Origin of the sequence: Bacteroides sp. RTP21281st1_H5_RTP21281_210402 (genome assembly GCF_040918965.1) — a bacterium.
GTDB lineage: Bacteria > Bacteroidota > Bacteroidia > Bacteroidales > Bacteroidaceae > Bacteroides > Bacteroides congonensis.
Genome location: NZ_JBCOWR010000015.1, coordinates 1 through 24,740 on the forward strand (window position 1 = coordinate 1; position 24,740 = coordinate 24,740).

The window sequence follows — 24,740 nt, forward strand, 5'->3', positions numbered from 1 at the left end:
GAGTAGGTAGCCGCCGTTTTTAAGAAGCCCCTTGATTCAACGAAAGAATCAAGGGGCTTTCTGTTTTTATACATCTCGTGCGTATAATAACTATTTATGCAATTCGTATTTCCTTCCTATTCAAGTATTAAATCTTTTTTAAGACATAAAATTACTTTCTTAAAGAACAAAATCCTTTTGGACTTGTTTTAATAGTAGAGTTAAATTTAAAAGTATAAATGACGTGAACAACGGCAAACCTGTGCATTTAATTGCTACATTTGTCGTCGAATGTCAAAAGGACAATAATAAACAACTGAAATACAATGAAAGCTTCCCCGAAATTCATATTAGCTTTTCTTCTGCTGATGCTATCCTTTAGCATAAGTGGAAATGCCGGGAATCCATCTTCCTGTATTTCAGAATGTGCTTCTTCTTGTCAAATCTCCGAATCATCTTCCGGTACCAATCAACGCTCTTCTGTCAATAGTCATTCTGTGGGTTATGATAACTCTCAGGCTTTGTCTATTTCGGACGTAGAATTGGGCTTTAAGCCGGTAACTGAATCAAATGCCAATAACTACCGTCTACGCAGGATCATCGAAATAAATGATTCTTTAAAAGACACTATACATAAGTTCTTCTTGTTAAGAGAAAACTCACTTGTATTAGATCAAAGTAAATCTTACTACTCGGATAAGGATCCACATTACTCCATTATCTGTAGCGATTACTATGTATTCGCTCTAAGACGTATCCTTATTTAAAATTCCAATCTTTTTTCCCGTATTAATTTACTTTTTATACTCTGTATGAACTGTGCGCCTTTTTTATGCTTAAAAAGTCGCGGGGTCTGTAGCGCAGTGTATTATCTAATCATTTGAAATTTTCTAAATAACTAAAATTAATATCTTAACAAAAAACTTATTATGGAAACTACTAAAAAAACTCAAGTTGTAGGTATAAAGAATGCCGGTATCGTGATTATCTGCTGTTTTATTCTGGCAGTGTGTATTTACCATTTCCTGTTGGGAAATCCGTCCAACTTTATGAACAATGATCCTAACAACCATCCGTTGCCCGGCAACTTTTTGGGTACTATTTACAAAGGTGGTATTATTGTGCCTGTCATTCAGACACTGTTGTTAACCGTACTCGCATTGAGTATCGAACGCTATTTTGCTCTCCGCTCTGCTTTCGGAAAAGGTTCTTTAGCTAAATTCGTTGCTAATATCAAAGCTGCCCTGGCTGCCGGCGATATTAAGAAAGCACAGGAAATCTGTGACAAGCAACAAGGTTCTGTGGCTAATGTTGTTACTTCTACTCTTCGCAAATACGACGAGATGGAAAAGAACACTGCTTTGTCCAAGGAACAGAAACTGCTGGCCATCCAAAAAGAACTGGAAGAAGCTACCGCACTGGAAATGCCGATGATGCAACAGAATCTTCCGATTATCGCCACCATCACCACATTGGGTACATTGATGGGATTGCTCGGTACTGTAATCGGTATGATCCGTTCGTTTGCCGCTCTGTCTGCCGGTGGTGGTGCTGACTCCATGGCCTTGTCGCAAGGTATTTCCGAGGCTTTGATTAACACTGCTTTCGGTATCTTGACGGGTGCATTGGCTGTTATCTCTTACAACTACTACACTAACAAAATTGATAAGCTGACTTACGGGCTCGACGAAGTCGGATTCTCTATCGTGCAAACTTTTGCTGCTACTCATTAATTCTGCGAACCCTTTAAAATCTATTAATCATGGGTAGAGCGCAAATTAAAAAGAAAAGTACGTTCATAGATATGACTGCTATGAGTGACGTTACTGTGTTGCTTCTGACCTTCTTTATGTTGACTTCAACATTTGTGAAGAAAGAACCGGTGCAGGTGAACACTCCGGCTTCCGTATCGGAAATCAAAATCCCGGAGACAAACGTGCTCCAGATTCTGGTAGACCCGAACGGGAAGATATTTATGAGCCTCGACAAGCAGCAGGATATGCAGGCTGTTTTGGAGAGCATGGGAGAAGAGTATGGCGTCAAGTTTACTCCCGAACAGGAGAAGCGGTTTACATTGGCTTCTACTTTCGGAGTGCCTATCAGAAGTATGCAGAAATTCCTGGATCTTCCTGAAGAACAGCGGGACAAGATTCTCAAAAACGAAGGGATTCCTTGCGATAGTACCGACAATCAGTTCAAGTCATGGGTGCGCAACGCACGTATCGCCAATGCTGACTTGCGTATCGCTATCAAGGCAGATGCTTCAACTCCATACTCAGTGATAAAGAACGTTATGAACTCACTTCAGGATTTGCGGGAGAATCGGTATAATCTGATTACTTCTCTCAAAGCGACATCTGAAGAATAAAAAGGAGGAAACAGAATGAGTGCTGAAGTACAAGAGAGCGGCGGAAAAAATGGAAAGGGCAAACAGAAGAAATTTGCCGTAAGGGTGGACTTCACCCCGATGGTGGATATGAATATGTTGCTGATTACTTTCTTCATGCTTTGTACCACCCTGAGCAAACCTCAGACGATGGAGATAAGCATGCCGAGCAACGACAAGAATATTACTGAACAACAGAAGAGTATGGTGAAGGCTTCGCAGGCAATTACATTGCTGCTGGGAGCGGATAACAAGCTCTATTATTACGAAGGGGAACCGAACTATAAGGATTACACTTCGTTGAAAGAGACGAGTTACACCCCGGACGGAATACGTTCCATACTTCTTCAGAAGAACGCGGCTGCCGTGAACAAAGTGAGAGCTTTGAAGCAGCAGAAGCTTGACCTCAAGATATCAGAGGAGGAATACCGGAAACAGGTTTCCGAAATTAAGAGCGGAAAAGATACGCCGACCGTGATTATCAAGGCGACGGATGATGCTTCTTATATGAATCTGATTGACGCGCTGGACGAAATGCAGATATGCAATATAGGTAAGTATGTGATTACGGACATTGCCGAAGCGGACGAATTCTTGATTAAGAATTTTGATGCGAAGGGAGCGTTGTCGCAGAATTTGGCCGATAAATGATGTAACACCTAAAAAAGAAAAGTAAAATGGCAAAAATAGATTTGACTTCTTCGGAATGGTGTCAACTGATTTTTGAAGGCAAGAATCAGGCGTATGGCGCTTATAAGATGCGCGCCGATTCAACGAAACGGCACAATTGGGCTATGTTGGCTGTATTGGTCATCGCATTGATAGGTTTTACAATTCCTACGTTGGTGAAGTTGGCAACCCCGAAACAGAAGGAAGTAATGACGGAGGTCACGACCCTGTCGAAACTGGCAGAACCGGAAATCAAGCAGGAAGAGATGAAACGGGTGGAACCTGTTGCGCCTCCCCCGCCTGCATTGAAGAGTTCTATCAAGTTTACGGCTCCTGTCATCAAGAAGGATGAGGAGGTGCACGAGGATAATGAGATCAAGAGTCAGGAAGAACTGACTTCTACGAAGGTGGCTATCTCCATTGCCGACGTGAAAGGGAATGACGAAGCCAACGGTAAGGATATCGCGGACTTGAAGCAAGTGGTGACTCAGGCTGCGCCGGAGCCGGAAAAGGTGTTCGACATGGTAGAGCAGATGCCTGCTTTCCCGGGTGGACAACAGGAATTGATGTCTTATCTGGGTAAGAATATCAAATATCCGACTATCGCTCAGGAGAATGGAACGCAAGGGCGTGTCATTATTCAGTTTGTGGTAGAGCGCGACGGTTCTATTTCGGATGTACACGTCGCCCGTGGCGTAGACCCTTATCTGGATAAGGAAGCGGTACGCGTGGTAAAGAGTATGCCGAAGTGGATTCCGGGTAAGCAGAATGGTAAAGCGGTGCGTGTGAAGTTCACCGTCCCGGTAATGTTCAGATTACAATAAAAGATGATGAAAAGACAATTTTGGCTGATAGGAATCGTTTTGCTGCTGGCATTAAGTGCTTGCCGCTCTAAATCGAAAGAGGGACAGACGGATACGTATTCGTCCGGCGTGATAGCTATTGCGGCGGATGCGAGTTTCGAGCCTATCATACAGGAAGAGATTGATGTATTCGAGAGCCTGTATCCTCTGGCCGGGATTGTCCCTCGCTACACGACGGAAGTGGAAGCGATTAATTTACTTCTGAAAGACAGTGTCCGGTTGGCTGTCGCTACCCGGACGCTGACTGAAGAAGAGATGAATTCGTTTCACAGTCGTAAGTTCTATCCTCGTGAGATTAAGTTGGCGACCGATGCCCTGGCATTGATTGTGAACCGTGCGAATCCGGATTCTTTGTTGAGTGTACGCGATTTCCGCCGTATCCTGACGGGAGAAGCGAAGACTTGGAAACAGGTGAACTCCAACTCCGGGCTGAAGGATATTCAGGTGGTATTCGACAATAAGAATTCGAGCACCGTACGCTTTGCAATGGATTCTGTATGTGGCGGGAAACCGCTGGCTACGGAGAATGTGAGTGCCTTGAAGACCAATCAGCAGGTGATAGATTTTGTAGCGAAGAATCCCGCGGCGATAGGGGTGATCGGGGTGAACTGGCTGGGCAACCGCAGTGATACCACGAACCTTTCTTTCAAGGAAGAAATCAGAGTGATGGCGGTGAGTGCCGGAGATGTGGCGACTCCCGAAAATAGTTATAAACCTTATCAGGCTTATCTGTACTACGGCAACTATCCGTTGGCACGTCCGATTTATGCAATTCTGAATGATCCCCGCAACGGGCTGCCCTGGGGATTCACTTCTTTTATGACATCCGACAAGGGGCAGCGGATCATATTAAAATCCGGACTTGTTCCGGCTACACAGCCGGTGCGTATTGTCCATGTGAAAGACGAATAATAACTAAAATTAGAGACTATCATGAAACGAGTACAAATGTTTTTAGCTGGAGCGTTTATAGCAGTTGGGTCGCTCTGCGCACAATCATCTGATGCCGAATGGCAGGCAGGTGTCGCGAAATTGAAGGAAACTATTCAGACGAATCCGGCACAGGCTGCCGAAGAAGCTGAATATCTGATAAAAGGAAAGAATAAGAAGAATGTGGAACTTCTGGTGGCTGTCGGAGAAGCCTATCTGGATGCCGGCAAACTCACCGAAGCGCAGGAGTATGCTGCCCTTGCGCGAAAAGCGGACGGTAAATCGCCTATGGCTTCTGTACTGGAGGGGGATATTGCCGTGAAACAGAAAAATGCGGGACTTGCTTCTCAAAAGTATGAGGAAGCGATTTATTTTGATCCGAAATGTGCGGAGGCTTATCTGAAGTATGCGGATATTTATAAGTCGGCAAGCGCGAGTCTTGCCATTGAAAAACTGGAACAATTGAAAGCCCTGGAACCGTCCAACACAGCCGTAGACAAAAAACTTGCCGAGATTTATTATTTAAAGAATGATTTTAGTAAAGCGGCGGATGCTTATTCGCGCTTTGCAATGGGCCCGACGGCCACTGAAGAAGATTTAGTGAAGTATGCGTTTGCCTTGTTCCTGAATCATGACTTTGCCAAATCGCTCGAAGTGGCTAACATGGGTTTGCGGAAGAATCCCCGTCACGCTGCGTTCAACCGGTTGGCGATGTATAATTATACAGATCTGAAGCGTTTTGACGAAGCGATAAAGGCTGCGGATATTTTCTTTAATGAATGTGACAAAGCCGATTATTCGTATTTGGACTATATGTATTACGGGCATCTGCTGGAAGACTTGAAGAAGTATGACGATGCAGTAGTGCAGTATGAAAAGGCGGTTGAAATGGATCCGACGAAGACGGAGCTTTACAAGAACATCTCTGCTGCTTACGAGCAGAAGAATGATTATAAGAAAGCGATCGGTGCTTACCATAAATATTATTCCTCTCTTGATAAAGAAAAACAGACTCCGGATTTACAATTCCAGTTTGGCAGACTTTATTATGGAGCGGGTACGCAACCTGATTCGTTAACAATCACTGTCGATGAGCGCAAACAGGCTCTGGCATCTGCCGATTCTGTTTTCCAGGCCATCGCAGTAGCGGCACCGGACAGCTACTTGGGTAATTTCTGGCGGGCACGTGCCAATTCGGCACTCGACCCCGAAACAACCCTGGGACTGGCGAAGCCTTTCTATGAGGAAGTGGCTACTTTATTGGAAAGTAAAAACGACCCTCATTACAATGCTGCTTTGATTGAATGTTACAGTTATCTTGGATACTATTATTTGCTAGCCATCGAAAACCCGGCACTGAAAGCCGAAGCGAAGGCGAACAAAGATACATCCAGGGATTACTGGAGCAAAATTCTGGCTATAGACCCCACTAATGCTACTGCTAAAAGGGCATTGGATGGCATCAAATAGTGAATAATTTTAGTTGTTTGTCGTGACAGGAGAAGTGGAGAGTGATCTTAGCTTCTCCTTTTTTTTGCATTTTTTTCTGCTTTTCTATTGCTTTATTCAAAAGATTGCCTACTTTTGCAGTGTACTATTATACTAATACACTAGAATTGACTAATTCATTAAACAAAAGTACTATGATTGCAGTAGAAAATCTTTCATTTACTTATCGTAAATCGAAGCGGGCGGTGCTCCGCGACTTTTCTCTTTCATTCGAGTCGGGCAGGGTATATGGGCTGCTGGGAAAGAATGGAGCCGGAAAGTCTACTCTTCTTTATCTGATGTCCGGGCTGTTGATGCCTAAAAGTGGCAGGGTGATGTTCCACGACACGGATGTGCGTCGCCGGTTGCCGGTAACTTTGCAGGATATGTTTCTGGTTCCGGAGGAATTTGAATTGCCTTCGGTATCCTTGGTCAGCTATGTGGAGCTGAACAGTCCCTTCTATCCCCGTTTTAGTAAGGAGGATATGATTAAGTACCTTCATTGTTTCGAGATGGATATTGATATTGATCTCGGGGCGTTGTCTATGGGACAGAAGAAGAAGGTGTTCATGAGTTTCGCGCTTGCGACGAATACTTCGCTGCTCTTGATGGACGAGCCGACCAATGGGTTGGATATTCCCGGAAAGAGCCAGTTCCGCAAGTTTATCGCGTCGGGCATGTCGGATGGAAAGACGATTGTGATTTCTACGCATCAGGTTCGTGATATAGATAAGGTGCTCGATCATGTGTTGATTATGGATGAGAGCCGTGTGTTGCTCGATGAATCGACAAGTGAAATCTGTGAGAAACTTTACTTTGTGGAGAGTGACGACCGCGAGTTGGCAAAGACTGCTCTTTTTGCGATTCCTACGATTCAAGGTAACCATCTGATACTTCCCAATGTGGAAAAGGAAGAGTCGGAGATTAACCTGGAACTTCTGTTTAATGCTACGTTGGCCGCTCCCGAAGAGATAGCCCGATTGTTTCACGCTCAAAAATAAAAGACGATGATAAAAGATACTTTTTTCAGTTTGCCCCGTTTTATGAATCTTTGCCGCAAAGAGATGGTGGAGAGTTGGAGATCGAATGTGCTTCGTATCGTGTTGCTTTATGGAGTGATGACGGTGGCGATGGTTTGGAACGGATATTTTGAATACAGGCATGGATATAAAAGTACGGAAGACCCGACGTGGTCATTTCTTCTGGTTGCTTTTATATGGGGCTTGTGGATCTTCGGCTGTCTAAGCGCTTCGTTTACTATGGAGAAGATGAAAACAAAAACCAATCGTATTTCTACGTTAATGACCCCGGCAACTCCTTTCGAGAAATTTTTCTCACGTTGGTTTGTATTTACGGTGGTATTTCTGGTGGTTTTCCTGATTACTTATAAGTTGGCGGATTATACGCGGGTGATGGTTTACTCGTTGGCCTATCCTGAAAAGTGGTTTATTTCTCCTGTTGATTTATCTCATTTGGTCGGCAAAAAAAGCTATTATGCATTGTGTAGAACCGGATGGGAATTTGGGGCGTTGATGGCAGGATATTTCTTCGTTCAATCTTTATTTATTCTGGGTAGTACTATATGGTCTAAAAACTCATTTCTGAAAACATTTGCATCGGTAACGGTTATTGTACTGGGATATTTTGGAGTCGGTGCTTTTATGGGTAAGATGTTGTTGAAGAGTGGTGTGTATTATTCTTTTTGGGATGATATTGCGATGTCCGATGAAGCTATGTGGGGATTATTAATTGCTGTCAGCATATTCTTTACCTTGTTTAACTGGATCCTTGCCTACTTCCGTTTTAAGGAATCAGAAATTATTAACCGAATGTAATCCTTAGCTTATGAATTTTAAAGAAAGTAAAGCCATTTATTTACAAATTGCAGATAGAATCTGTGATGAGATATTGCTGGGGCAGTATCCGGAAGAAGAACGTGTACCTTCGGTCAGAGAATATGCTGCTATTGTAGAGGTGAATGCCAATACGGTGATGCGTTCTTTTGATTATCTCCAGGTACAGAATATTATTTATAATAAACGTGGTATAGGGTATTTTGTAGCTTCGGGAGCAAAGGAGTTGATTCATTCTCTTCGCAAAGAAACTTTTTTGAAAGAAGAGTTGGAGTACTTTTTTCGTCAGCTTTATACGCTTGATATTCCGATGAAAGAGATAGAACCAATGTATCGTGAGTTTATAAAAAAGCAGAAATAAAAACGAAATATTATGAAACGTACTACTTATATATTAATAGGGCTTATTGTCTCCGGATTGATTGTCATTATTGCATCTATTATTTTCATTTCTACATCCGAAAAACCATATCCTGAGAATGGTCTTTTCGTAGGAGGAGAGCTGGTTGAAATGAATATGGATGGTATACATGTGGTGAAGATGTTTGTCAGCCAGTCCGAAGATAGTAAAGAAAGGAGGATTTACATGAATGGAGATGTGAAGATGTCAAGTCCTTCTGCGGCAGGGGAAAGAAAGATTGTCTATCCGAAGAATGAATATCTGAAAGTTAACCGGATGAATGACACGTTATTGATGGAATTTGATTTTAATAACCGTAATATTCCGAAGAAATTCCGTAATAAGGATTATATGTATGCGACCGGAATAGATGTCCAAATGTCTGTAGATTCGTTAAATAGCCTTTTTATCAATACGCAAGGTTTAAGGCTGAATTTGAAGGAGGTGAAAATGGATTCTTTGTTTGTGCATGCCATTTATCAGAAAGTATTGCTTGATTCTTGCCAATTCCGTTCTTTTAGTATAGATGGAGAAGAATTGAGGTTTACGGCAAAGGATAGTAAAATGGAAAATTTCTATCTGAACTTGAATAGTGCATGGGACTGGGGAATTGAAAACTGTGACATAGATACGGAGTATCTTAGAGGTAGCGGAACACATCGTAACGCTTTACAGGTAGGAGAATGCAAGCGTGTTATGTGGACTCCGACGGGGAAAGATGCCCAGTTGCAGTTGTACCTTCAGGAGAAAGCGGAAATTATAGTGAATCCGTAATAGAAACTAGACATAGCTAAAACAGAAAAGGAGCAATTATGAATTTATTTCATTTTGCTCCTTTTTATATGGTAGTTATTATTTTACAGTGCTTTAGTCAGTGTAAAGCAGTCAATATCAGGTGCCCAGTTATAGCTGTTACCCATACGAATGGTATTATATCCGGCTTTCAGTTCAACAGGGATGGAGATTTGATTGTGTTTATTATCCTCTCCCAATGAATCAATTTTGGTAATAATGCCATTGACATCTACTTCCAACTGACGTCCTTTACCGAATGAATAGTAAACAGTCATGTTGTAGCGTCCGCCGTCTCCACTGTACACTTCGCTCCATTCAGCATAGTTTTCCGGTTGTCCGCCGAGGAATCCCACTTTCATTTTGCCGGATGCTTCCTTGTCGTTAGCATAAATAATACCTTTAGGATTCTTACCCAAGTCGTTGAAGAGAGGTAAGTATGCCCATTCTGCTTCATATAGAGTCGGTTCCAGGCGTGTTTCGCCTTCCATGCGGAGGAACATGGCGCTACGGGCGGGCAGAGTTTGTTCAAAGTTGCCGGAGAAGCTACCGAGATCATCATGCTTTACCAAGTCACGTACTTTCACATTTCCGTCAAATTCCAAAGAAGAGAATGGAACGGAAAAAGTGCATACCGTATCAGAAGGATTGTATAATGCCACTGCACGTACATTACCGCGCTTCTGCTCGATGTCTTTCACCAGTACATACCCATCGTTTTCATGCTGCGCTACATAAGCCTGCAATCCTAGTGGATCCTGATTGAGTGCGATTAACTCTTTGTTTGTCAGCAATTCGAGAGAAGATTCCGGCAGGTTTTCCAAGTTACAGCCGATAAGCAAAGGAGAGCTCATGATACACCACAAACCGAAATGGGCTTCTTCCTCAGTCGGGGTAAGTCCTTTTCCGCCTACTTTGCTGTCATCACGGAATCCGATTACCATCATATCCATATCATTGTAATGTCCGTTGCCGGCATAGGCGGACAGGTAGAGATTTTTTCCGACTACATATTTCAGTGAACCCCAATGTGCGTTGATATCTCCGCTGATACGCCAGGAAGTAGCTACGTCTTTCGCCCAAGTGCCGGGAAAAGCCCATCGGCAGATATTCACAGAAACATCTTTTTTCACTTTGTCTATGCTGTTGCGGATAGAAGTGTAGCGTTCTTTTTCATTCAGTCCCAGCACGTCTCCGCCGCAATAATCTATTTTGATAAAGTCGAATCCCCAGTCGCCAAAGTATAACTGGGCATCCTGCGGTTCGTGACCATAGATGCCTGCGCCTACTCCTGCCGCGTCATTATCCCAAATGGAACCGCAGGTGTTGTTACCTGCATCCGTATAGATACCAGCTTTCATGCCCAGGCCGTGGATGTGGTCTGCCACCGGTTTCATACCATTCGGAAAACGTGTCTTATGTGTGTGCATGACACCGTTATCATCTCTTTTCCCAAAGAAGCCGTCATCTACATTAATATACTGATACCCTGCATCTTTCAGACCTTTCTTCACCATAAGGTCGGCTTGATGTTTAATAATATCTTCGCTGATGTCAACCCGGAATACATTCCATGAACTCCATCCCATGATGGGGGGATTGAACGTTTGCTCCTTGTCCGAAAGGGTAGTTTGAGTCTTTGTGCAACTGGCGCACAACAGGGTAGCGGCTGCTACTGAGAGAAGGTAGAATTTGTTCTTCATGATATAATAGGTTAGTGTTCTCTTGTATTGTCGTCCCGATTTCGTCCCGGATACTTGAAAAAGAGAAAGGGTAACTTGCTGAATTACAGAAAGCTACCCTTTGTTTGGTCGGAATGAGGCGACTCGAACGCCCGACCCCTACGTCCCGAACGTAGTGCGCTACCAACTGCGCTACATTCCGATTGCTTGAAGAAGTGGTGCCACCAGGAATCGAACATTTAAAGTTTTTTATTTCTAAGTCCCTAATAAACAGCACTAAATCTTATATCGTTAAAATCAAAACCATTGAATTAGCCATATTCCTAATCTCAATTATTTCAATCTTTATCGCTGTCATTTTTTTGACGGTGCAAAGATATGGAAAAGGTTCGATTCCTCCAAATACTATTGGGATAAAATTACAGAAAACTTTCTAATGTATTTATTTATAATGGAATTTCTATACTGTCGGCTTTTAAAAAACTTTCAGTCTGTTTTCATCCAGTAGTTTTATAATATCCTTCTTTTTATATAGTATCCTGCCGTAACCTGTCATGTCCGTTCTACTACAAGGAAAAATGTCATGATGTAATATTGGTAAGATATGATTTATCGCATCGAAATCGGAAGAGTCATAAGCAATAGTTAAATTGTTAATCTTATTAAGAGATAGAGCTTTGTTTCTCATATTTCTTATCTTTGTCTCGTAATAAACTTGAAATCTAATGAAAAAGATAAAAATATTCTCCTTGTTTGTGTGTTTAGCTATGCTGGTAGTCGCTTGTCATAGTGGCGATGATGAAAGAGAATCTTATTACGTTCAGTGCTTAGTTTATATAGCAGATGACAATTTTCTTCGTAGCTTTGTCACAGAGGGCTATTGGGTGAAAATGACAGATGGGATACAGTCTGTGGAAGATAAATTTTATAATGTGTTATGTTGGCGGATGGGATGAGACAGGTTGGCGATAATTATTATTTCAATATTCTTTAGAAGATAGGATTCTAACTTTTTGTGAAGATGGTATGAAGAATAAGCAATCCTTATATAAATGGTTATATGAGACATATGAGAACGATTTGTTTTCATACGGCATTGCTTTTGGTATTAGTAAAGAACTTTTGGAAGATGCCATTCAGGATGTCTTTTTGTATTTATATGAGCGTGAGCATAAACTTTTGGAAAGTCAGAATATGAAGTTCTATCTGTTGAACTGCTTAAAAAACCGAATTCGGACCATTAAGAAAAAAGAAATGAATACCGAATTCCTGGAAGAAGGTTCTGACAACTATAGTTTCCTTATTGAAGTGAACGGCTTTGAACTCATAAATGAAGAAAAAGAAAGAGCTGCTATACAAAAACAGTTGAAAAAAATGTTGGATAGCCTTACAGACCGACAACGGGAGGCTGTATACCTTCGTTATACCCAAGGACTTAGCTATGAAGAAATCGGGAAATTAATGGGAATACAACCTAAAGCAGCGCAAAAATTAGTGTATCGGGCTATCGAACAAATGCGTAAAATTCAGCCTCAAATTATTTATTTTTTCCTTTTCGGTTATTTTCTTTAATTTTCGTGGGGGTATTTTGGTTCTTTGCGTGTTTTTAAAGTGAAACCATAAAAAGAACGAGTATGCATTCAGATCGAATCCCCGAATCGACAAAACAATGGCTACAAAATGAAGACTTCATATTGTGGTGTCTGGCTTCTACCCAGGAATCGGAAGAATGGTGGGGTAATTATCAAAAAGAGCATCCCGAAGATCAGGCATCCCTACAGGAGGCCCGCAAAATCATGTTATCTGCCCGGCTGAATCCGGTTCAGCGGTTACCCGAAGAATCAGAAAGATTGTGGGCACGTATAGAGACAAGCATGGAGCGTCGTGATAAGAGACATCGTTTTATCTTATTTACCCGTTATGCTGCTGCCTGTGTACTAATATTAGGTATTGTTTCTTTCTGGTTGATCCATTCTTTTCAGACGTCCGGAACTGCTGATGATCTGCTTGTCAATGTGAAAGCAGATACTCTATATCAGAAAGTAATGCTGATAAGAGATGATGCGGAAGCGATTCAGATAGAGAATAATGCCGTCATTACTTATGATAGCAATATTACTATTCAATCCGATGGTAAGGAAACGGAGATAATCAAAGAGGGAGCGGCTCAACCCGGAAAACAAAATACACTGATAGTTCCTTATGGTAGCCATTCATCCATTGTATTGGCAGACGGATCGAAAGTATGGATTAATTCCGGAAGTAAATTACGTTTCCCTTCCTCTTTTGGTCCGGGCGAACGCAGGATAAAAGTAGAAGGAGAGATTTATATAGAAGTTGCCAAAGATACTTCCCGGCCTTTTTATGTAGAGACACCCCAACTGACAGTTAATGTATTGGGAACAAAGTTTAATGTGTCTGCCTATGCTGATGATGCATTGCAATCAGTGGTGTTGGTAGAAGGAAAAGTAAATGTAAAAGCAAACTCCAATGAAGATTTTGGCCTTTTGCCTAATCAGCGTTTTAAGTTGAGTGATGGGATATCCGGCATTGATGAAGTAAATGCTTACGATTATATTTCATGGAAAGATGGCGTACTTCAGTTCCGGGGTGAGACAATGAAAGATATTATCCAACGGCTAAGTCGCTACTATAATATATCTATCACATGTACGCCGGAAGTTGCGCAAAAGTGTACAATGGGAAAACTTATCTTATTTGATGATATAGAACAAGTCATGAAAACCTTCTCGTTGCTGTACGATGTCCAGTGTACAATTGAAGCGGGAAGTATAAAAATCGAGTAATAACCCTAAAAATTTAATGCCTATGAATAAATCACAGAAATGAAGCCTTTGTAAAAAAGAAGTTCGGAAGAGAGGCAACTCTTCCGAACCCGTGAGATTTAAATTTTTCAATTACTTATGAAAAACCTAAAAATTGATACGCAAAAATATGGAAAATTCCTATTACAATCATGCAAATAGGGCATATTTTCTTTGTAAATCATATCTGTTTGTGAAATTTTTTGTTATTTTTCTATTTATAGCGAATGTAACTCTCGCTAATGGAAATGGAACGAGCGAACTCTATGATATAAAGAAAGGGACTCTACTGGAATATTTTAAAGATATAGAGAAAGAAACAGGCTACGTTTTCATCTATTCGAAAGACATCCGGCCTAGTTTAAATCAAGTTGTCAGTGTAGATCTATCCAGGAAGAAGACAATCACAGAAAAATTGTCAGCCTTGTTTGAAAAGACAAATCTGGTATATGAAATAAATGGAAAACAGATTGTTGTAAAGAGAAAAACGGCAGTGAAAAAGAATCTTTCTTCACAGCCACAGGAGCCTCGGAGAATAACCGGTAGTATTACCGATACAAAAGGAGAACCGATTATCGGTGCCAATATCAAGGAAGTCGGTACATTTAACGGCATAATTTCCGATATGAACGGGCACTTTGCCTTATCTGTAAATCCGAATGCAGTTTTGGAAATCAGTTATATCGGTTATGTCACGACGACAGTACCTGTAAAAGACAATAAAGTGCTTTCTATTGAAATAAAAGAAGCCGAGCAAAGTCTGGAGGAAGTCGTTGTTGTCGGCTACGGAAAGCAGAAGAAAGAAAGTGTGACAGCATCTATTGCTTCTATTTCGAGGAAAGAACTGGTACAGACACAACAATCCAATATTAGTAACATGCTGGTAGGACGAATGCCGGGATTGATTGCTTTTCAAAGAAGTGGTGCTCCCGGCGAAGACGCTTCCAGTTTGTTAATCAGAGGTGTCAGTACATTTACAGACAACACGGCTCCTTTAATAATGATCGATGGCATCGAACGAACTAATTTTGACGGCATAGATCCGAATGAAGTTGAATCATTGAATATACTTAAAGATGCTTCGGCAACAGCGATCTATGGAGTAAAGGGAGCTAACGGCGTAGTATTAATTACTACCCGTAAAGGGGAAAGAGGACGTCCCCGGTTGAGCTATTCGGGTAATTTTGCTTTGCAGCAATCTACCCAGCTTCCCAGTTATCTGAATAGTGCGGATTATGCAACTTTATACAATGAAGCTTTAGAAAATGACTCCCGGGTTTCGGGTTCTACCTACCAACCGAAATTCACGGATAAAGATATTGAATTGTACAGAAATGGCTTTGATCCGATTTTGCATCCGAACACTAACTGGATAGACGATTTTCTTAGAAAGTTTTCTACCCGCACTCAACATAACATCAACCTTTCGGGTGGTACAGAACGTGTGAAATACTTTATATCGGGAAGTTATTTCGATCAGACCGGTATCTATAAACATACCAAGATAGATTCGGATCATGATGTAAATCCCCGTAACACCCGTTATAACTTCAGAACTAATTTCGATTTTCAGATAACGCGGGACTTTTCGGCAACTGTTCAAATGGCCGCTCAGATAGGCAGAGTGATTACTCCGGGCTCCGGTAACAGTGGAATCTGGCAAGCTATTTCTTTTGCCAATCCCTTGAGCTCTCCGGGATTGGTGGACAATAAAATTGTCCGCATACAGGATGGATTGGGAAGCGTCAATCCCTGGCAAACCTTATTAAGCAACGGTTATCAGAAAGATAATAGAAATAACATCAATACAACATTACGTCTGAATTATGATTTATCATCTTTGCTGACCAAAGGTTTGTCCGTACACGGGAGTATCGCGTATGATAGCTATTATTACAGCCGTAAGAAATATTCGAAAACCTTTCCTTATTATCTTGCGCGCCGTGATGCGGAAGATCTGGATTACATCTATCTGATCCCCCAATCAGAAGAGAGTATCTGGTCTGTAAGTACCGGATGGGATAAGAACCGGAAAGTATATATGGAGTTTGGAATTGATTATAATAGAACTTTCGGGCTTCATAAAACGACAGCACTTATTCTGTATAATCAGAGTAAATACTATTCCCCCTCCCTTCAATATTATGTACCTAATGCTTATCAGGGATTGGTAGGACGATTGACCTATGAATATGCCTCCCGTTATTTAGCAGAATTCAATATGGGATACAACGGAACCGAGAATTTTGCCAAAGGCAAACGGTTCGGATTTTTTCCTGCTGTTTCATTAGGTTGGGTCATCAGTGAAGAAAAGTTTTTTCCGAAAAACAATATCGTTAAATATCTAAAGGTGAGAGGGTCCTACGGAGAGGTAGGAAACGATCAGATAGGTGGTGATCGATTTTTGTATCTGCCGTCTTCTTATGGAGCAGCGAGCGATTCGGGTGTGAACAAGTATAATTTCGGTTTGGCTTCCAATCCGTATACTTCACTGATGATTGTTGAAAATAAAATCGGTAATCCTGATTTGACTTGGGAAAAGGCGAAAAAGATGAATGTCGGTGTAGATATTAATCTGTTCAATAATTGTCTGACTGCTTCATTTGATATATTCAAAGAAAAACGAAATAACATATTAGCCAACAGATCAACATCCCCCATGATTATAGGTGCTAATCTTCCTGCATATAATTTTGGAGAAATGGAAAATCGCGGTTGGGAAATGGACCTTAATTTTAGACATCATATACAAGATTTCCATTATTGGGCACGCTTCAATTATTCATTTGCGAGGAATGAAATCATCTACATGGATGAAGTGCAGAAGAGATATGATTATCAGATGACTACCGGAAGAAGAAAGAATCAGTTTTTCGGACTGATCTTTGACGGATACTATAACTCGTGGGAAGAAATCAATGCATTAGACCGTCCTAAAAGTTCATGGAGCGGGAATCAGTTGCAACCGGGAGATGTCAAGTATGTGGACGTCAACCAGGATGGGGTGATTGATGATTACGACATGGTTCCGATAGGATACACCCCCGTACCGGAGATTATTTACGGTTTCTCATTCGGAGTGCAATATAAAGGATTTGATTTCTCCATCTTATTTCAGGGAGCCGACAATGTATCCATTAAATATTTCGGACGGTCGATGTGGCCTTTCGCGAAAGGAGAAGAGAGTGCGAAATCTCTGATAAAAGAACGTTGGACACAGGAACGGTATGAGGCAGGAGAAAAGATCACCTTTCCCCGTTTGTCTCTGAATCCCAACGGAGAAACCGATCACAACTATCGTCCTTCTACTCTTTGGATACGGGATGCCAGTTATTTGCGATTGAAAAACCTCGAAGTAGGATATACATTTACTGGAGGTTTTGTCAAACGGCTTAATCTGAATAGTGTAAGATTATATTTCAACGGTTCCAATTTATTCACGTGGACAGATGTGGTAGATCTGGACCCGGAAGCACCTTCGAGAAGTGGAAATGTTGAAATCAATACATATCCGTTGCAGAAAGTATATAATATTGGTCTTAATATAAATTTTTGATAATCATGAAAAGAATAACATATATATGTGCAATACTTCTGTCGTCTGTATTGATGTTTTCGTGTAGTGACTATCTGGAAGCTCCGCCCTCTGTCGATTTAGATGAAGACGGTGTCTTTGCCGACAGGACTTTGACAGAACAATACATAACGGGCATTTATGCAGAGGGTATGCCGTTGGGATTCTCGATGGGAAGTAGCGGGATTGACCGTAAACTGTGTGCAACCTCAACCTTGGCAGGTGCGTGTGATGAAGCTGAACAAGGTGCAAACTGGGGGAAAGGCAATGCTTCGTGGAACGTGGACAATCATAACAACAGCAGCATAGACTGGGATGAAGACCCCCGTCACAACACCCGTTGGCAGACATTGCGAAAATGCAATATCGTGCTTGAACGTATTGATGAAGTGCCCGATGATCCAGGAGACATTGATTTTAAGAAACGTTCCAAAGGCGAAGCCTATTTTATGCGAGCTTTGGTCTTTTGGGAAGGAGTATATAGATATGGTGGACTGCCTATAATACACCGTAGGATAAATCCGTCGGAAGATGGTAAACTACCCCGGAACACTTTTTCCGATTGTGTAGATTCTATTCTTATCGATTGTGACCGAGCTGCTTCCATATTACCGGATTATTATACGAATTCGATATTAGTGGGACGGGCAAACAGGATAGCCGCCTTAGCCCTTAAATCCAGAGTACTCCTGTATGCGGCGAGTCCCTTGTTCAATACCGATGATCCGTATCTTCCTTTTAGCGAAAATAATGACCTGATAGGATATGGAAACTATAGTAAAGAACGCTGGAATGAGGCTGCCAAAGCAGCCAAGGCGGCTATTACTGCTGTAGAGTCTTCAGGTTATTACGACTTGTACGATGAGGGAATACCTGAAACAAATTACGAACATGTGTGGACTGCTCCCGATAACAAAGAAATAATTCTGGCCAACAAGAAATACCGGAATTTCACAACAAGCAGTCATCCCATAACGAGCAATATACCGGCATGGGCAGGAAGTAGTTGGAGCGATGGCGGGCTTTTTGCAACCTTTAATTTTGTGCGTTTCTATGAGAAAAAAGATGGGAACCAACAAACATGGAATATGGATGGTGGCGATGATCTGCTTGAAAAGTACGATGAACTGGATCCTCGTTTTGCGCAAACCATTGCAGCGCATGGAGCTAACTGGAATACAGAAATTGGAATTCTTAATTTTCTGCCTGGTGGAGCTCACAATGTAGCCTATGATAAAACGAAACACCTGGTTCGCAAATGGGTACCTCGCGTACTAAGAGCAACGGCTCCGCGCAACTCCACTAACATGGACTGGATTGTTTTCCGGGTAGCCGAACTCTATCTGAATTATGCGGAAGCTTTGAATGAATATTATGAAACTCCCCCGAAAGAAGCATTCGATGCAGTCCTGAAAGTTCGTGAACGCTCCGGAATGCCGGGGTTTCCTTCCACTTTGAATAAAGAGCAATTCAGGGAGAAACTGCGAAGGGAACGAGCCGTGGAACTGGCTTATGAAGATCATCGTTTTTGGGATATAAGACGTTGGCTGATAGCCGATGATGAAGGTGTAATGAAAGGTGCTATGTATGGATTGCAGCTCTCCGCTGTTACAGGAGCACCGGATAAAGTACATTACAAACCTTATGTCTTTGAAAACAGATTATGGAGTGACCGTTCTTATTTACATCCTATCAAGCAGACCGAAATAGATAAAGGGTATATGCTTCAGAATCCGGGATGGTAAATATGTTCAATCAACTAAAAATAAAAGGTATGACAATAATAAACAGTATATACAAAGGGAAGCGTTATGCTATACTTTTGACTACTATTTTCACTTTTTATGCTCCCGTTTTGTTTGCTCAACACATAGCCGACTCTGCACTTGTAGAAGTCGCCTATGGGCAACAACCGGAATGGAGGCGAACAAGTGCCATTTCTTCCATACGTGGGGAAGATTTGATGAAAACTACTTCCGCAAGCTTGGGAAATAGTCTGCAAGGACAGCTTCCCGGACTAACATTGTTGCAACAAAGCGGAGAGCCCGGCTATGATTTCTCTATCGCGAATCTCTACCTCCGGGGACGTACTTCCTATGCAAGCGGACAAAAAATGCTGGTATATGTCGACGGTTTCGAAGCCCCGATTGAAAGTCTGTCCACTGCGGAAATCGAGTCTGTAACATTATTGAAAGACGCTTCGGCTCTGGCTTTATATGGTATGCGTGGTGCAAATGGTGTTTTATTGGTGACAACCAAGAAAGGATGCGTTTCCGCTCCGCAAGTCAGTATCCGTTTACAAACGGGAATACAACAACCGTTGGGCGTTCCCGATCCTATCAATGCGTATGATTATGCCACCTTATACAATCAGGCGCGTGTGAATGACGGATTGCCTCGTTTATACACTCCAGAGGAATTGAATGCCTATCAGAACAACACCGATCCTTACTTTTACCCCAATGTAAACTGGAAAAAGGCCATTTTGAATAATACAGCTCCTTTGAGTATGGCTGATTTAAGTTTTAAAGGAGGAGGAGATGTGGTGCAATACTATGTAATGATGAATCTTTTGCAGAACATCGGTTTCTACAAAGACACCGATAAAAAACGCCGGGAAAACTCGAATGCCTATTATGCGAGCTTTAATTTCAGGTCTAATTTGAATATCCAGATAAGCAAACACCTGTCTACCGGACTCAATTTTAGCGGGAGTGTAGGTAATCGATCTATTCCCGGAGGCAGCAGTTCTGCCAACGGACTTTTGGGAGCGATATGGAGAACAGCTCCGAATGCATTTCCGGTGTACAACCCCGACGGATCGTATGGAGGAAATGCCGCTTTTACCAACCCGGTCGGTAATATCGTCAGCAGAGGGCTTTATAAAGAAAACAGCCGGACTTTCCAACTGATTTTTATGCCTAAATACGACCTGGAGAAACTGACAAAGGGATTAAGTGTCAGTGCCGGTATTGCCTACAACAACTATATGGCGGATTCATCTATAAAGAATCAGAATTATGCCCGTTATTCCCTTTCCAAAGGAGCAGGGGGAGAGGTGCTATATACACCCTACGGCGCTGATTCTCCTTTGGAATCTGATGAAGGGTTCCGTACAGACTGGAGCCGTCTGAACATTAAGGCACAGTTGGATTATGATCGCGTTTTCAAGCAACATCAACTCACTGCCAGTATCTTTTTCCTGTCTGATTTATATCAGAAATATGGAAGTCGTGATGAGATTAAATACTTGAATTATGCAGGGCGGGTAACTTACTCTTATAATCAAAAATACATAGGAGAATTTGCAGCTTCATATACAGGTTGTGATGATTATGCTCCTGGAAAAAGATATGGATTCTTTCCCGCTTTCTCCGCCGGATGGATACTGTCGAAAGAAAACTTCATGAAAAATATCAACTGGGTTGAATATTTGAAACTAAGAGCATCTATCGGACTGGTTGGAAACAATCAGAATGAGAATGGACGTTATCTGTTCGACCAGACTTATAGCAGTAACGGCTCCTATTTTTTAGGTACAGGGTCGTCATCAACAGGCGGGTTTCGGGCAGATATGATTGCTAATCCCGATATTAGTTGGGAGAAGGAACGTGTATTCAATATCGGATTGGATGCAGTTTTACTGAAAGGGCTGTCGGTAGAATTCGATTATTTCCATAAAGAAAGATATGATATCCTGTCACAGCCGTATTCCACTATTCCCGGATTTGTTGGAGCCTCTTATGGCGACATATTGCCTTATATGAATGTAGGTAAAGTAAAGAATCAAGGTTTCGAGGGTACGATCAGGTACGAAAGCAGTCTTAAAAACAACTTCAACTATTACGTTGAAACATCGGCGTGGTATGCAAAGAATGAAATTGTCGATATGGCGGAAGAAGTGAAACTCTACGATTATCAATATCGTAAAGGACGTTCCGTGAATACTCCTTTTGTACTTGTTGCTGACGGACTGTATCAGGAGAGTGATTTCGATTCGAATGGAAGTCTGAAGTCACATTTACCGGTACCGCAGTTTGGAGAAGTAAACCCCGGTGATATAAAATATATCGATAAAAATGGTGATGGAGTAGTCGATTCCAATGACTCCTATCCTGTGGGATATTCTAATATTCCGGAGTGGAATTATGCTTTGAAAATAGGCTTTGAATGGAAAGGGATAGACGTTGAGGCTTTATTTCATGGCGTTGCCAATAGAGACATCTATTTGAGCGGGCCGTTGGCTTATTCCTTTACCGACAATGGCTCTGCTTCAAAACTGGCTCTCGACAGCTGGACACCGGAGAATCCCAATGCTTCTTATCCCCGTTTGTCTACCCGGACATTTGAAAACAATTACCGGATATCTACATATTGGAAAAGAAACGGAAACTACTTCAGAATGAAGAATATCCGGATTGGATATACCTTCCCCCAGTCAATAGCAAGAGCGATAAAATTGTCCAGATTGTATGTGTATGCTAATGCGAGCAATCTTTTCACCGTGAGTCATCTTGACGGATTGGCCGAACCGGAAAGCAGTTCTTTGATTACATATCCGTTGACACGTTCCTACAACCTGGGAATAAAAATTGATTTTTAATAGGTAAGAACAAAAATATAATAATTATGAAATACCCAATAGGTTTATCTATCATATTGAATGCTCTTGCTGCTATCAGCATATTGTCCGGATGCAGTGATTATCTGGACAGAGAGTATGATTCGTTTATCGACAACGAGATGACCTTTACTTCCTATGAACGTACAAGCAAATTTCTAGTCAATGCTTATCGGTATCTGCCTGATGGTTTCAACCGTATCGGTTCCGAAGCTATGTTGGATGCCGCTACCGATGATGCCGAACATGCTAATGCCTCCTGCAACATCCAGCACTTCAACACCGGAGCCTGGAATTCAAGGTCCAATCCGGATGATTTGTGGAATAAGTATTACGCAGGAATTCGCATAGCGAATGAATTTATAGAAAATGTAGACAGAGTGAATCTGGATAAATACAGACTCGATCCGGATAATCAGAATGAATATCAGAACCGTCTGAATGACTTGAAAACATGGAAATATGAGGCCCGTTTTTTAAGAGCGTTTTTCCATTTCGAGCTGGTGAAACGTTTCGGACCTGTACCTGTGATTACTTCTACACTATCCGTCAATGCGGATTATTCGGAGACTCCACGCCCGTCTATGGACGATTGCATCTCATTCATCTCCAGCGAATGTGATAAGGTAGCCGAAGTGCTCGATTTAACTCCGGGACGAGGAATCGATTCGGATTTGGGACGTGCAACGAAGGGAGCCGCATTGGCTTTGAAAAGCAGAGTTTTATTGTATGCGGCCAGTCCCTTGTATCTGGACTGGCAGAATTTTTCGGAAAGCGATCTTCCTTCCGATATGGAGAAATGGAAAGCTGCGGCACAGGCTGCGAAAGACGTAATTGATCTGGGCATATATTCGTTGTATGGCAGTTATGCCACTTTATTCAAGAATAACTTTCAGAATTCCGAGTTTATTCTGATGCGTCGTTACGGAAACAGTTCCGACTTTGAAAAATACAACTTTCCTGTCAGTTATGGTGGGGTAGGCGGCATCAATCCTTCGTTGAATCTGGTAGACTCTTATGAAATGAAAGATGGCAGCTATTTTAGTTGGGAGAATGAGGAAAATGCCGTTCGTCCGCAATTCTACCGGGATGACAGGTTGAATGCTACCATTCTGCTGAATGATTCCGTTTGGAAAAGCACGGCGGTAGAGAATTGGGACGGTGGAAAAGACGGTCTGGGCGTTACCAATGCAACCAAAACCGGATTCTATCTGAAAAAATACCTCAATGAAGATGTGAATATCCAAACCGGCGGAGGAAGTCAGGGACATATCTGGCCGTTGTTTCGTTTAGCGGAGATTTACCTGAATTATGCGGAAGCCTTGAACGAATACGATCCCGAAAATGCGGATATAGCAGAATACGTCAATCGAGTGCGCAGCCGTGCCGGACAACCGAATCTGCCTTCCGGATTGACGCAGGACGAAATGCGTGAGCGTATCCGGCGTGAACGTCGTGTCGAACTGGCATTTGAGGAGCATCGTTCGTGGGATGTAAGACGGTGGAAGATTGCGCAAGAAACACTCGGAGGAGATTTGCTAGGTCTTGAAATCACCCGTAAGAATCAGGCTCGAAGAGCTGTTACCCGGAATTCCGTAATACCGGCTAACGAAGTTCCGGAAGGATGGCATTATTACGATGGAGACGAATTCAATGATTTGGTCATAAACAACTCATATTGGGGACAGTATGGAAGCGACACTCCGGTAGGAAACTCCCAGTATGGACAACCCACCGGAAATATCCAGACTTATCGTAAAAAACAGATTACGATTGAGAAAGGGAGTGGCGGATTGAGCTTTGCCCGGATAGCAGCCACCAAGGACGACAATCCACCGGCTCCGACATTAAGCACTGCCAGTACGAGAGAAGGATGGTGGTCGGGAGCTTTGTCCAGCCGGGATACCGACAAATATGGTTATCAGGGGAAATATTACCCTCTGCATTCCCGCATTGAGATTCGTGCAAAAATACCTTATATATATGGTATATGGATGGGACCGTGGTGTCGTCATTATGCAGGAGCCAGTGTTGCGGAACTTGACATCGAAGAGTTTTTCGTCAAGGAATTTGAGAATACGGCTTCACCCCGCCGGCTTAGCCAGGCTTTACATTTGCATGATAATAAAACAGGCAATCTGGGAATCAACGTGAATGGGTACGGACGACATACAGTGCTTGATTTTGATCCGGGAGCAGACTTCCATACGTATGGCGTTCAGGTAGATCCGGACCCGGTTTCTCCGGATAAGCATGCTATCATCAGCTACCTGTTGGATGGTAAAGTAACCAATACATTCAAGACGATTGACTATGATGACAGATATAATACATTTATAACCAAAGCAATAGCGGAGGGAAGAGAAAAGCGAACCTGGGACATTGCGATAACCGGACAAATCGGAGGAAAGAATGAAAATGGTATCGGCTATCCCGAAGACAGGAATGCCAATTTGAGAAACGTTTCGATGGATGTAGATTGGGTACGTGTATTTACCCGGGATGAAACAGAACCAGAGATTCCTGAAAAGCCGGAATATCCCGTCGAGAAGTTTGATTATTCCCGTGCTGTGGTAGAAAAGAGAGTGTTTGATTCTAAAATGTATTGGTATCCCATACCTGAAAGTGAGATTCTGCAGTTGAAGAACTGGAAACAGAATCCGGGTTGGTAAATCATT

19 protein-coding genes and 1 tRNA gene are annotated in these 24,740 nt (G+C 42.2%); 18 read left to right on the top strand and 2 right to left on the bottom strand.

Annotated features, from left to right (window positions below; all coding sequences use genetic code 11):
- Nucleotides 1-305: 305 nt before the first annotated feature.
- From AB5443_RS19380 to AB5443_RS19430, 11 genes are all read left to right on the top strand, one after another.
- Nucleotides 306-746 (top strand): hypothetical protein, encoded by a 441-nt coding sequence (locus AB5443_RS19380; RefSeq protein WP_022137172.1) that lies wholly within the window; start codon nt 306-308, stop codon nt 744-746.
- A gap of 162 nt (nt 747-908) precedes the next feature.
- The gene (locus tag AB5443_RS19385; RefSeq protein WP_022137171.1) at nt 909-1,712 is read left to right on the top strand and encodes a MotA/TolQ/ExbB proton channel family protein; all 804 of its coding nucleotides are present in this window, start codon (nt 909-911) and stop codon (nt 1,710-1,712) included.
- Between the two features lie 29 nt (nt 1,713-1,741).
- Nucleotides 1,742-2,347, top strand: a complete 606-nt coding sequence (locus AB5443_RS19390) for a biopolymer transporter ExbD (protein ID WP_022137170.1) — start codon at nt 1,742-1,744, stop codon at nt 2,345-2,347.
- Nucleotides 2,348-2,362: 15 nt separating this feature from the next.
- Entirely contained in the window at nt 2,363-3,016 is a 654-nt protein-coding gene (locus AB5443_RS19395; RefSeq protein WP_022137169.1) for a biopolymer transporter ExbD, read from the top strand.
- Between the two features lie 26 nt (nt 3,017-3,042).
- Nucleotides 3,043-3,858 (top strand): energy transducer TonB, encoded by an 816-nt coding sequence (locus tag AB5443_RS19400; protein ID WP_022137168.1) that lies wholly within the window; start codon nt 3,043-3,045, stop codon nt 3,856-3,858.
- 3 nt (nt 3,859-3,861) lie between these two features.
- Complete coding sequence (locus AB5443_RS19405; protein WP_044653978.1) at nt 3,862-4,809, top strand: PstS family phosphate ABC transporter substrate-binding protein; 948 nt, start codon at nt 3,862-3,864, stop codon at nt 4,807-4,809.
- Nucleotides 4,810-4,830: 21 nt separating this feature from the next.
- Complete coding sequence (locus AB5443_RS19410; RefSeq protein ID WP_368114181.1) at nt 4,831-6,297, top strand: tetratricopeptide repeat protein; 1,467 nt, start codon at nt 4,831-4,833, stop codon at nt 6,295-6,297.
- Between the two features lie 173 nt (nt 6,298-6,470).
- Nucleotides 6,471-7,316: an ATP-binding cassette domain-containing protein gene (locus AB5443_RS19415; protein ID WP_044653980.1), complete on the top strand. Its 846-nt coding sequence runs from the start codon at nt 6,471-6,473 to the stop codon at nt 7,314-7,316.
- A 6-nt stretch (nt 7,317-7,322) separates the two neighbouring features.
- A complete protein-coding gene (locus AB5443_RS19420; RefSeq protein ID WP_022138088.1) occupies nt 7,323-8,150 on the top strand; it encodes a hypothetical protein in 828 nt (275 codons plus the stop codon).
- Between the two features lie 10 nt (nt 8,151-8,160).
- Nucleotides 8,161-8,529, top strand: a complete 369-nt coding sequence (locus AB5443_RS19425; RefSeq protein ID WP_022138087.1) for a GntR family transcriptional regulator — start codon at nt 8,161-8,163, stop codon at nt 8,527-8,529.
- 12 nt (nt 8,530-8,541) lie between these two features.
- Entirely contained in the window at nt 8,542-9,342 is an 801-nt protein-coding gene (locus tag AB5443_RS19430; RefSeq protein ID WP_022138086.1) for a hypothetical protein, read from the top strand.
- A gap of 83 nt (nt 9,343-9,425) precedes the next feature.
- Here the strand turns inward: AB5443_RS19430 and AB5443_RS19435 are convergent, their stop codons facing one another.
- Together AB5443_RS19435 and AB5443_RS19440 are read right to left on the bottom strand one after the other, a co-directional pair.
- Nucleotides 9,426-11,063, bottom strand: a complete 1,638-nt coding sequence (locus AB5443_RS19435) for an alpha-galactosidase (protein WP_368114182.1) — start codon at nt 11,061-11,063, stop codon at nt 9,426-9,428.
- Nucleotides 11,064-11,168: 105 nt separating this feature from the next.
- Nucleotides 11,169-11,244, bottom strand: a tRNA-Pro gene (locus AB5443_RS19440).
- Nucleotides 11,245-11,767: 523 nt separating this feature from the next.
- Here AB5443_RS19440 and AB5443_RS19445 point away from each other — a divergent pair.
- The 7 genes from AB5443_RS19445 (at nt 11,768) to AB5443_RS19475 (ending at nt 24,734) form a co-directional block, all read left to right on the top strand.
- Nucleotides 11,768-11,998: a hypothetical protein gene (locus AB5443_RS19445; RefSeq protein ID WP_195408616.1), complete on the top strand. Its 231-nt coding sequence runs from the start codon at nt 11,768-11,770 to the stop codon at nt 11,996-11,998.
- A 70-nt stretch (nt 11,999-12,068) separates the two neighbouring features.
- Nucleotides 12,069-12,614, top strand: a complete 546-nt coding sequence (locus tag AB5443_RS19450; RefSeq protein WP_195408615.1) for an RNA polymerase sigma factor — start codon at nt 12,069-12,071, stop codon at nt 12,612-12,614.
- 62 nt (nt 12,615-12,676) lie between these two features.
- The gene (locus AB5443_RS19455) at nt 12,677-13,849 is read left to right on the top strand and encodes a FecR family protein (RefSeq protein WP_368114183.1); all 1,173 of its coding nucleotides are present in this window, start codon (nt 12,677-12,679) and stop codon (nt 13,847-13,849) included.
- Between the two features lie 148 nt (nt 13,850-13,997).
- Nucleotides 13,998-17,423 carry a TonB-dependent receptor gene (locus tag AB5443_RS19460; protein WP_368114184.1) on the top strand — a complete coding sequence of 1,142 codons (3,426 nt, stop codon included), beginning with the start codon at nt 13,998-14,000 and terminating at the stop codon, nt 17,421-17,423.
- Nucleotides 17,424-17,428: 5 nt separating this feature from the next.
- A complete protein-coding gene (locus AB5443_RS19465; protein WP_368114185.1) occupies nt 17,429-19,186 on the top strand; it encodes a RagB/SusD family nutrient uptake outer membrane protein in 1,758 nt (585 codons plus the stop codon).
- 29 nt (nt 19,187-19,215) lie between these two features.
- Nucleotides 19,216-22,044 (top strand): SusC/RagA family TonB-linked outer membrane protein, encoded by a 2,829-nt coding sequence (locus AB5443_RS19470; RefSeq protein ID WP_368114186.1) that lies wholly within the window; start codon nt 19,216-19,218, stop codon nt 22,042-22,044.
- 26 nt (nt 22,045-22,070) lie between these two features.
- On the top strand, nt 22,071-24,734 hold the full coding sequence (locus AB5443_RS19475; protein WP_008651528.1) for a RagB/SusD family nutrient uptake outer membrane protein: 2,664 nt from the start codon (nt 22,071-22,073) through the stop codon (nt 24,732-24,734).
- Nucleotides 24,735-24,740: the final 6 nt, after the last annotated feature.

Excerpts from the sequence above, each read along its gene's own strand:
- AB5443_RS19420 (WP_022138088.1), top strand. The coding sequence starts at position 7,323 with ATGATAAAAGATACTTTTTTCAGTTTGCCCCGTTTTATGAATCTTTGC.
- AB5443_RS19400 (WP_022137168.1), top strand. The coding sequence starts at position 3,043 with ATGGCAAAAATAGATTTGACTTCTTCGGAATGGTGTCAACTGATTTTT.
- AB5443_RS19435 (WP_368114182.1), bottom strand. The coding sequence starts at position 11,063 with ATGAAGAACAAATTCTACCTTCTCTCAGTAGCAGCCGCTACCCTGTTG.
- AB5443_RS19470 (WP_368114186.1), top strand. The coding sequence starts at position 19,216 with ATGACAATAATAAACAGTATATACAAAGGGAAGCGTTATGCTATACTT.
- AB5443_RS19445 (WP_195408616.1), top strand. The coding sequence starts at position 11,768 with ATGAAAAAGATAAAAATATTCTCCTTGTTTGTGTGTTTAGCTATGCTG.
- AB5443_RS19465 (WP_368114185.1), top strand. The coding sequence starts at position 17,429 with ATGAAAAGAATAACATATATATGTGCAATACTTCTGTCGTCTGTATTG.
- AB5443_RS19430 (WP_022138086.1), top strand. The coding sequence starts at position 8,542 with ATGAAACGTACTACTTATATATTAATAGGGCTTATTGTCTCCGGATTG.
- AB5443_RS19425 (WP_022138087.1), top strand. The coding sequence starts at position 8,161 with ATGAATTTTAAAGAAAGTAAAGCCATTTATTTACAAATTGCAGATAGA.
- AB5443_RS19450 (WP_195408615.1), top strand. The coding sequence starts at position 12,069 with ATGAAGAATAAGCAATCCTTATATAAATGGTTATATGAGACATATGAG.
- AB5443_RS19410 (WP_368114181.1), top strand. The coding sequence starts at position 4,831 with ATGAAACGAGTACAAATGTTTTTAGCTGGAGCGTTTATAGCAGTTGGG.
- AB5443_RS19415 (WP_044653980.1), top strand. The coding sequence starts at position 6,471 with ATGATTGCAGTAGAAAATCTTTCATTTACTTATCGTAAATCGAAGCGG.
- AB5443_RS19385 (WP_022137171.1), top strand. The coding sequence starts at position 909 with ATGGAAACTACTAAAAAAACTCAAGTTGTAGGTATAAAGAATGCCGGT.
- AB5443_RS19460 (WP_368114184.1), top strand. The coding sequence starts at position 13,998 with ATGGAAAATTCCTATTACAATCATGCAAATAGGGCATATTTTCTTTGT.
- AB5443_RS19390 (WP_022137170.1), top strand. The coding sequence starts at position 1,742 with ATGGGTAGAGCGCAAATTAAAAAGAAAAGTACGTTCATAGATATGACT.
- AB5443_RS19395 (WP_022137169.1), top strand. The coding sequence starts at position 2,363 with ATGAGTGCTGAAGTACAAGAGAGCGGCGGAAAAAATGGAAAGGGCAAA.
- AB5443_RS19455 (WP_368114183.1), top strand. The coding sequence starts at position 12,677 with ATGCATTCAGATCGAATCCCCGAATCGACAAAACAATGGCTACAAAAT.
- AB5443_RS19380 (WP_022137172.1), top strand. The coding sequence starts at position 306 with ATGAAAGCTTCCCCGAAATTCATATTAGCTTTTCTTCTGCTGATGCTA.
- AB5443_RS19475 (WP_008651528.1), top strand. The coding sequence starts at position 22,071 with ATGAAATACCCAATAGGTTTATCTATCATATTGAATGCTCTTGCTGCT.
- AB5443_RS19405 (WP_044653978.1), top strand. The coding sequence starts at position 3,862 with ATGATGAAAAGACAATTTTGGCTGATAGGAATCGTTTTGCTGCTGGCA.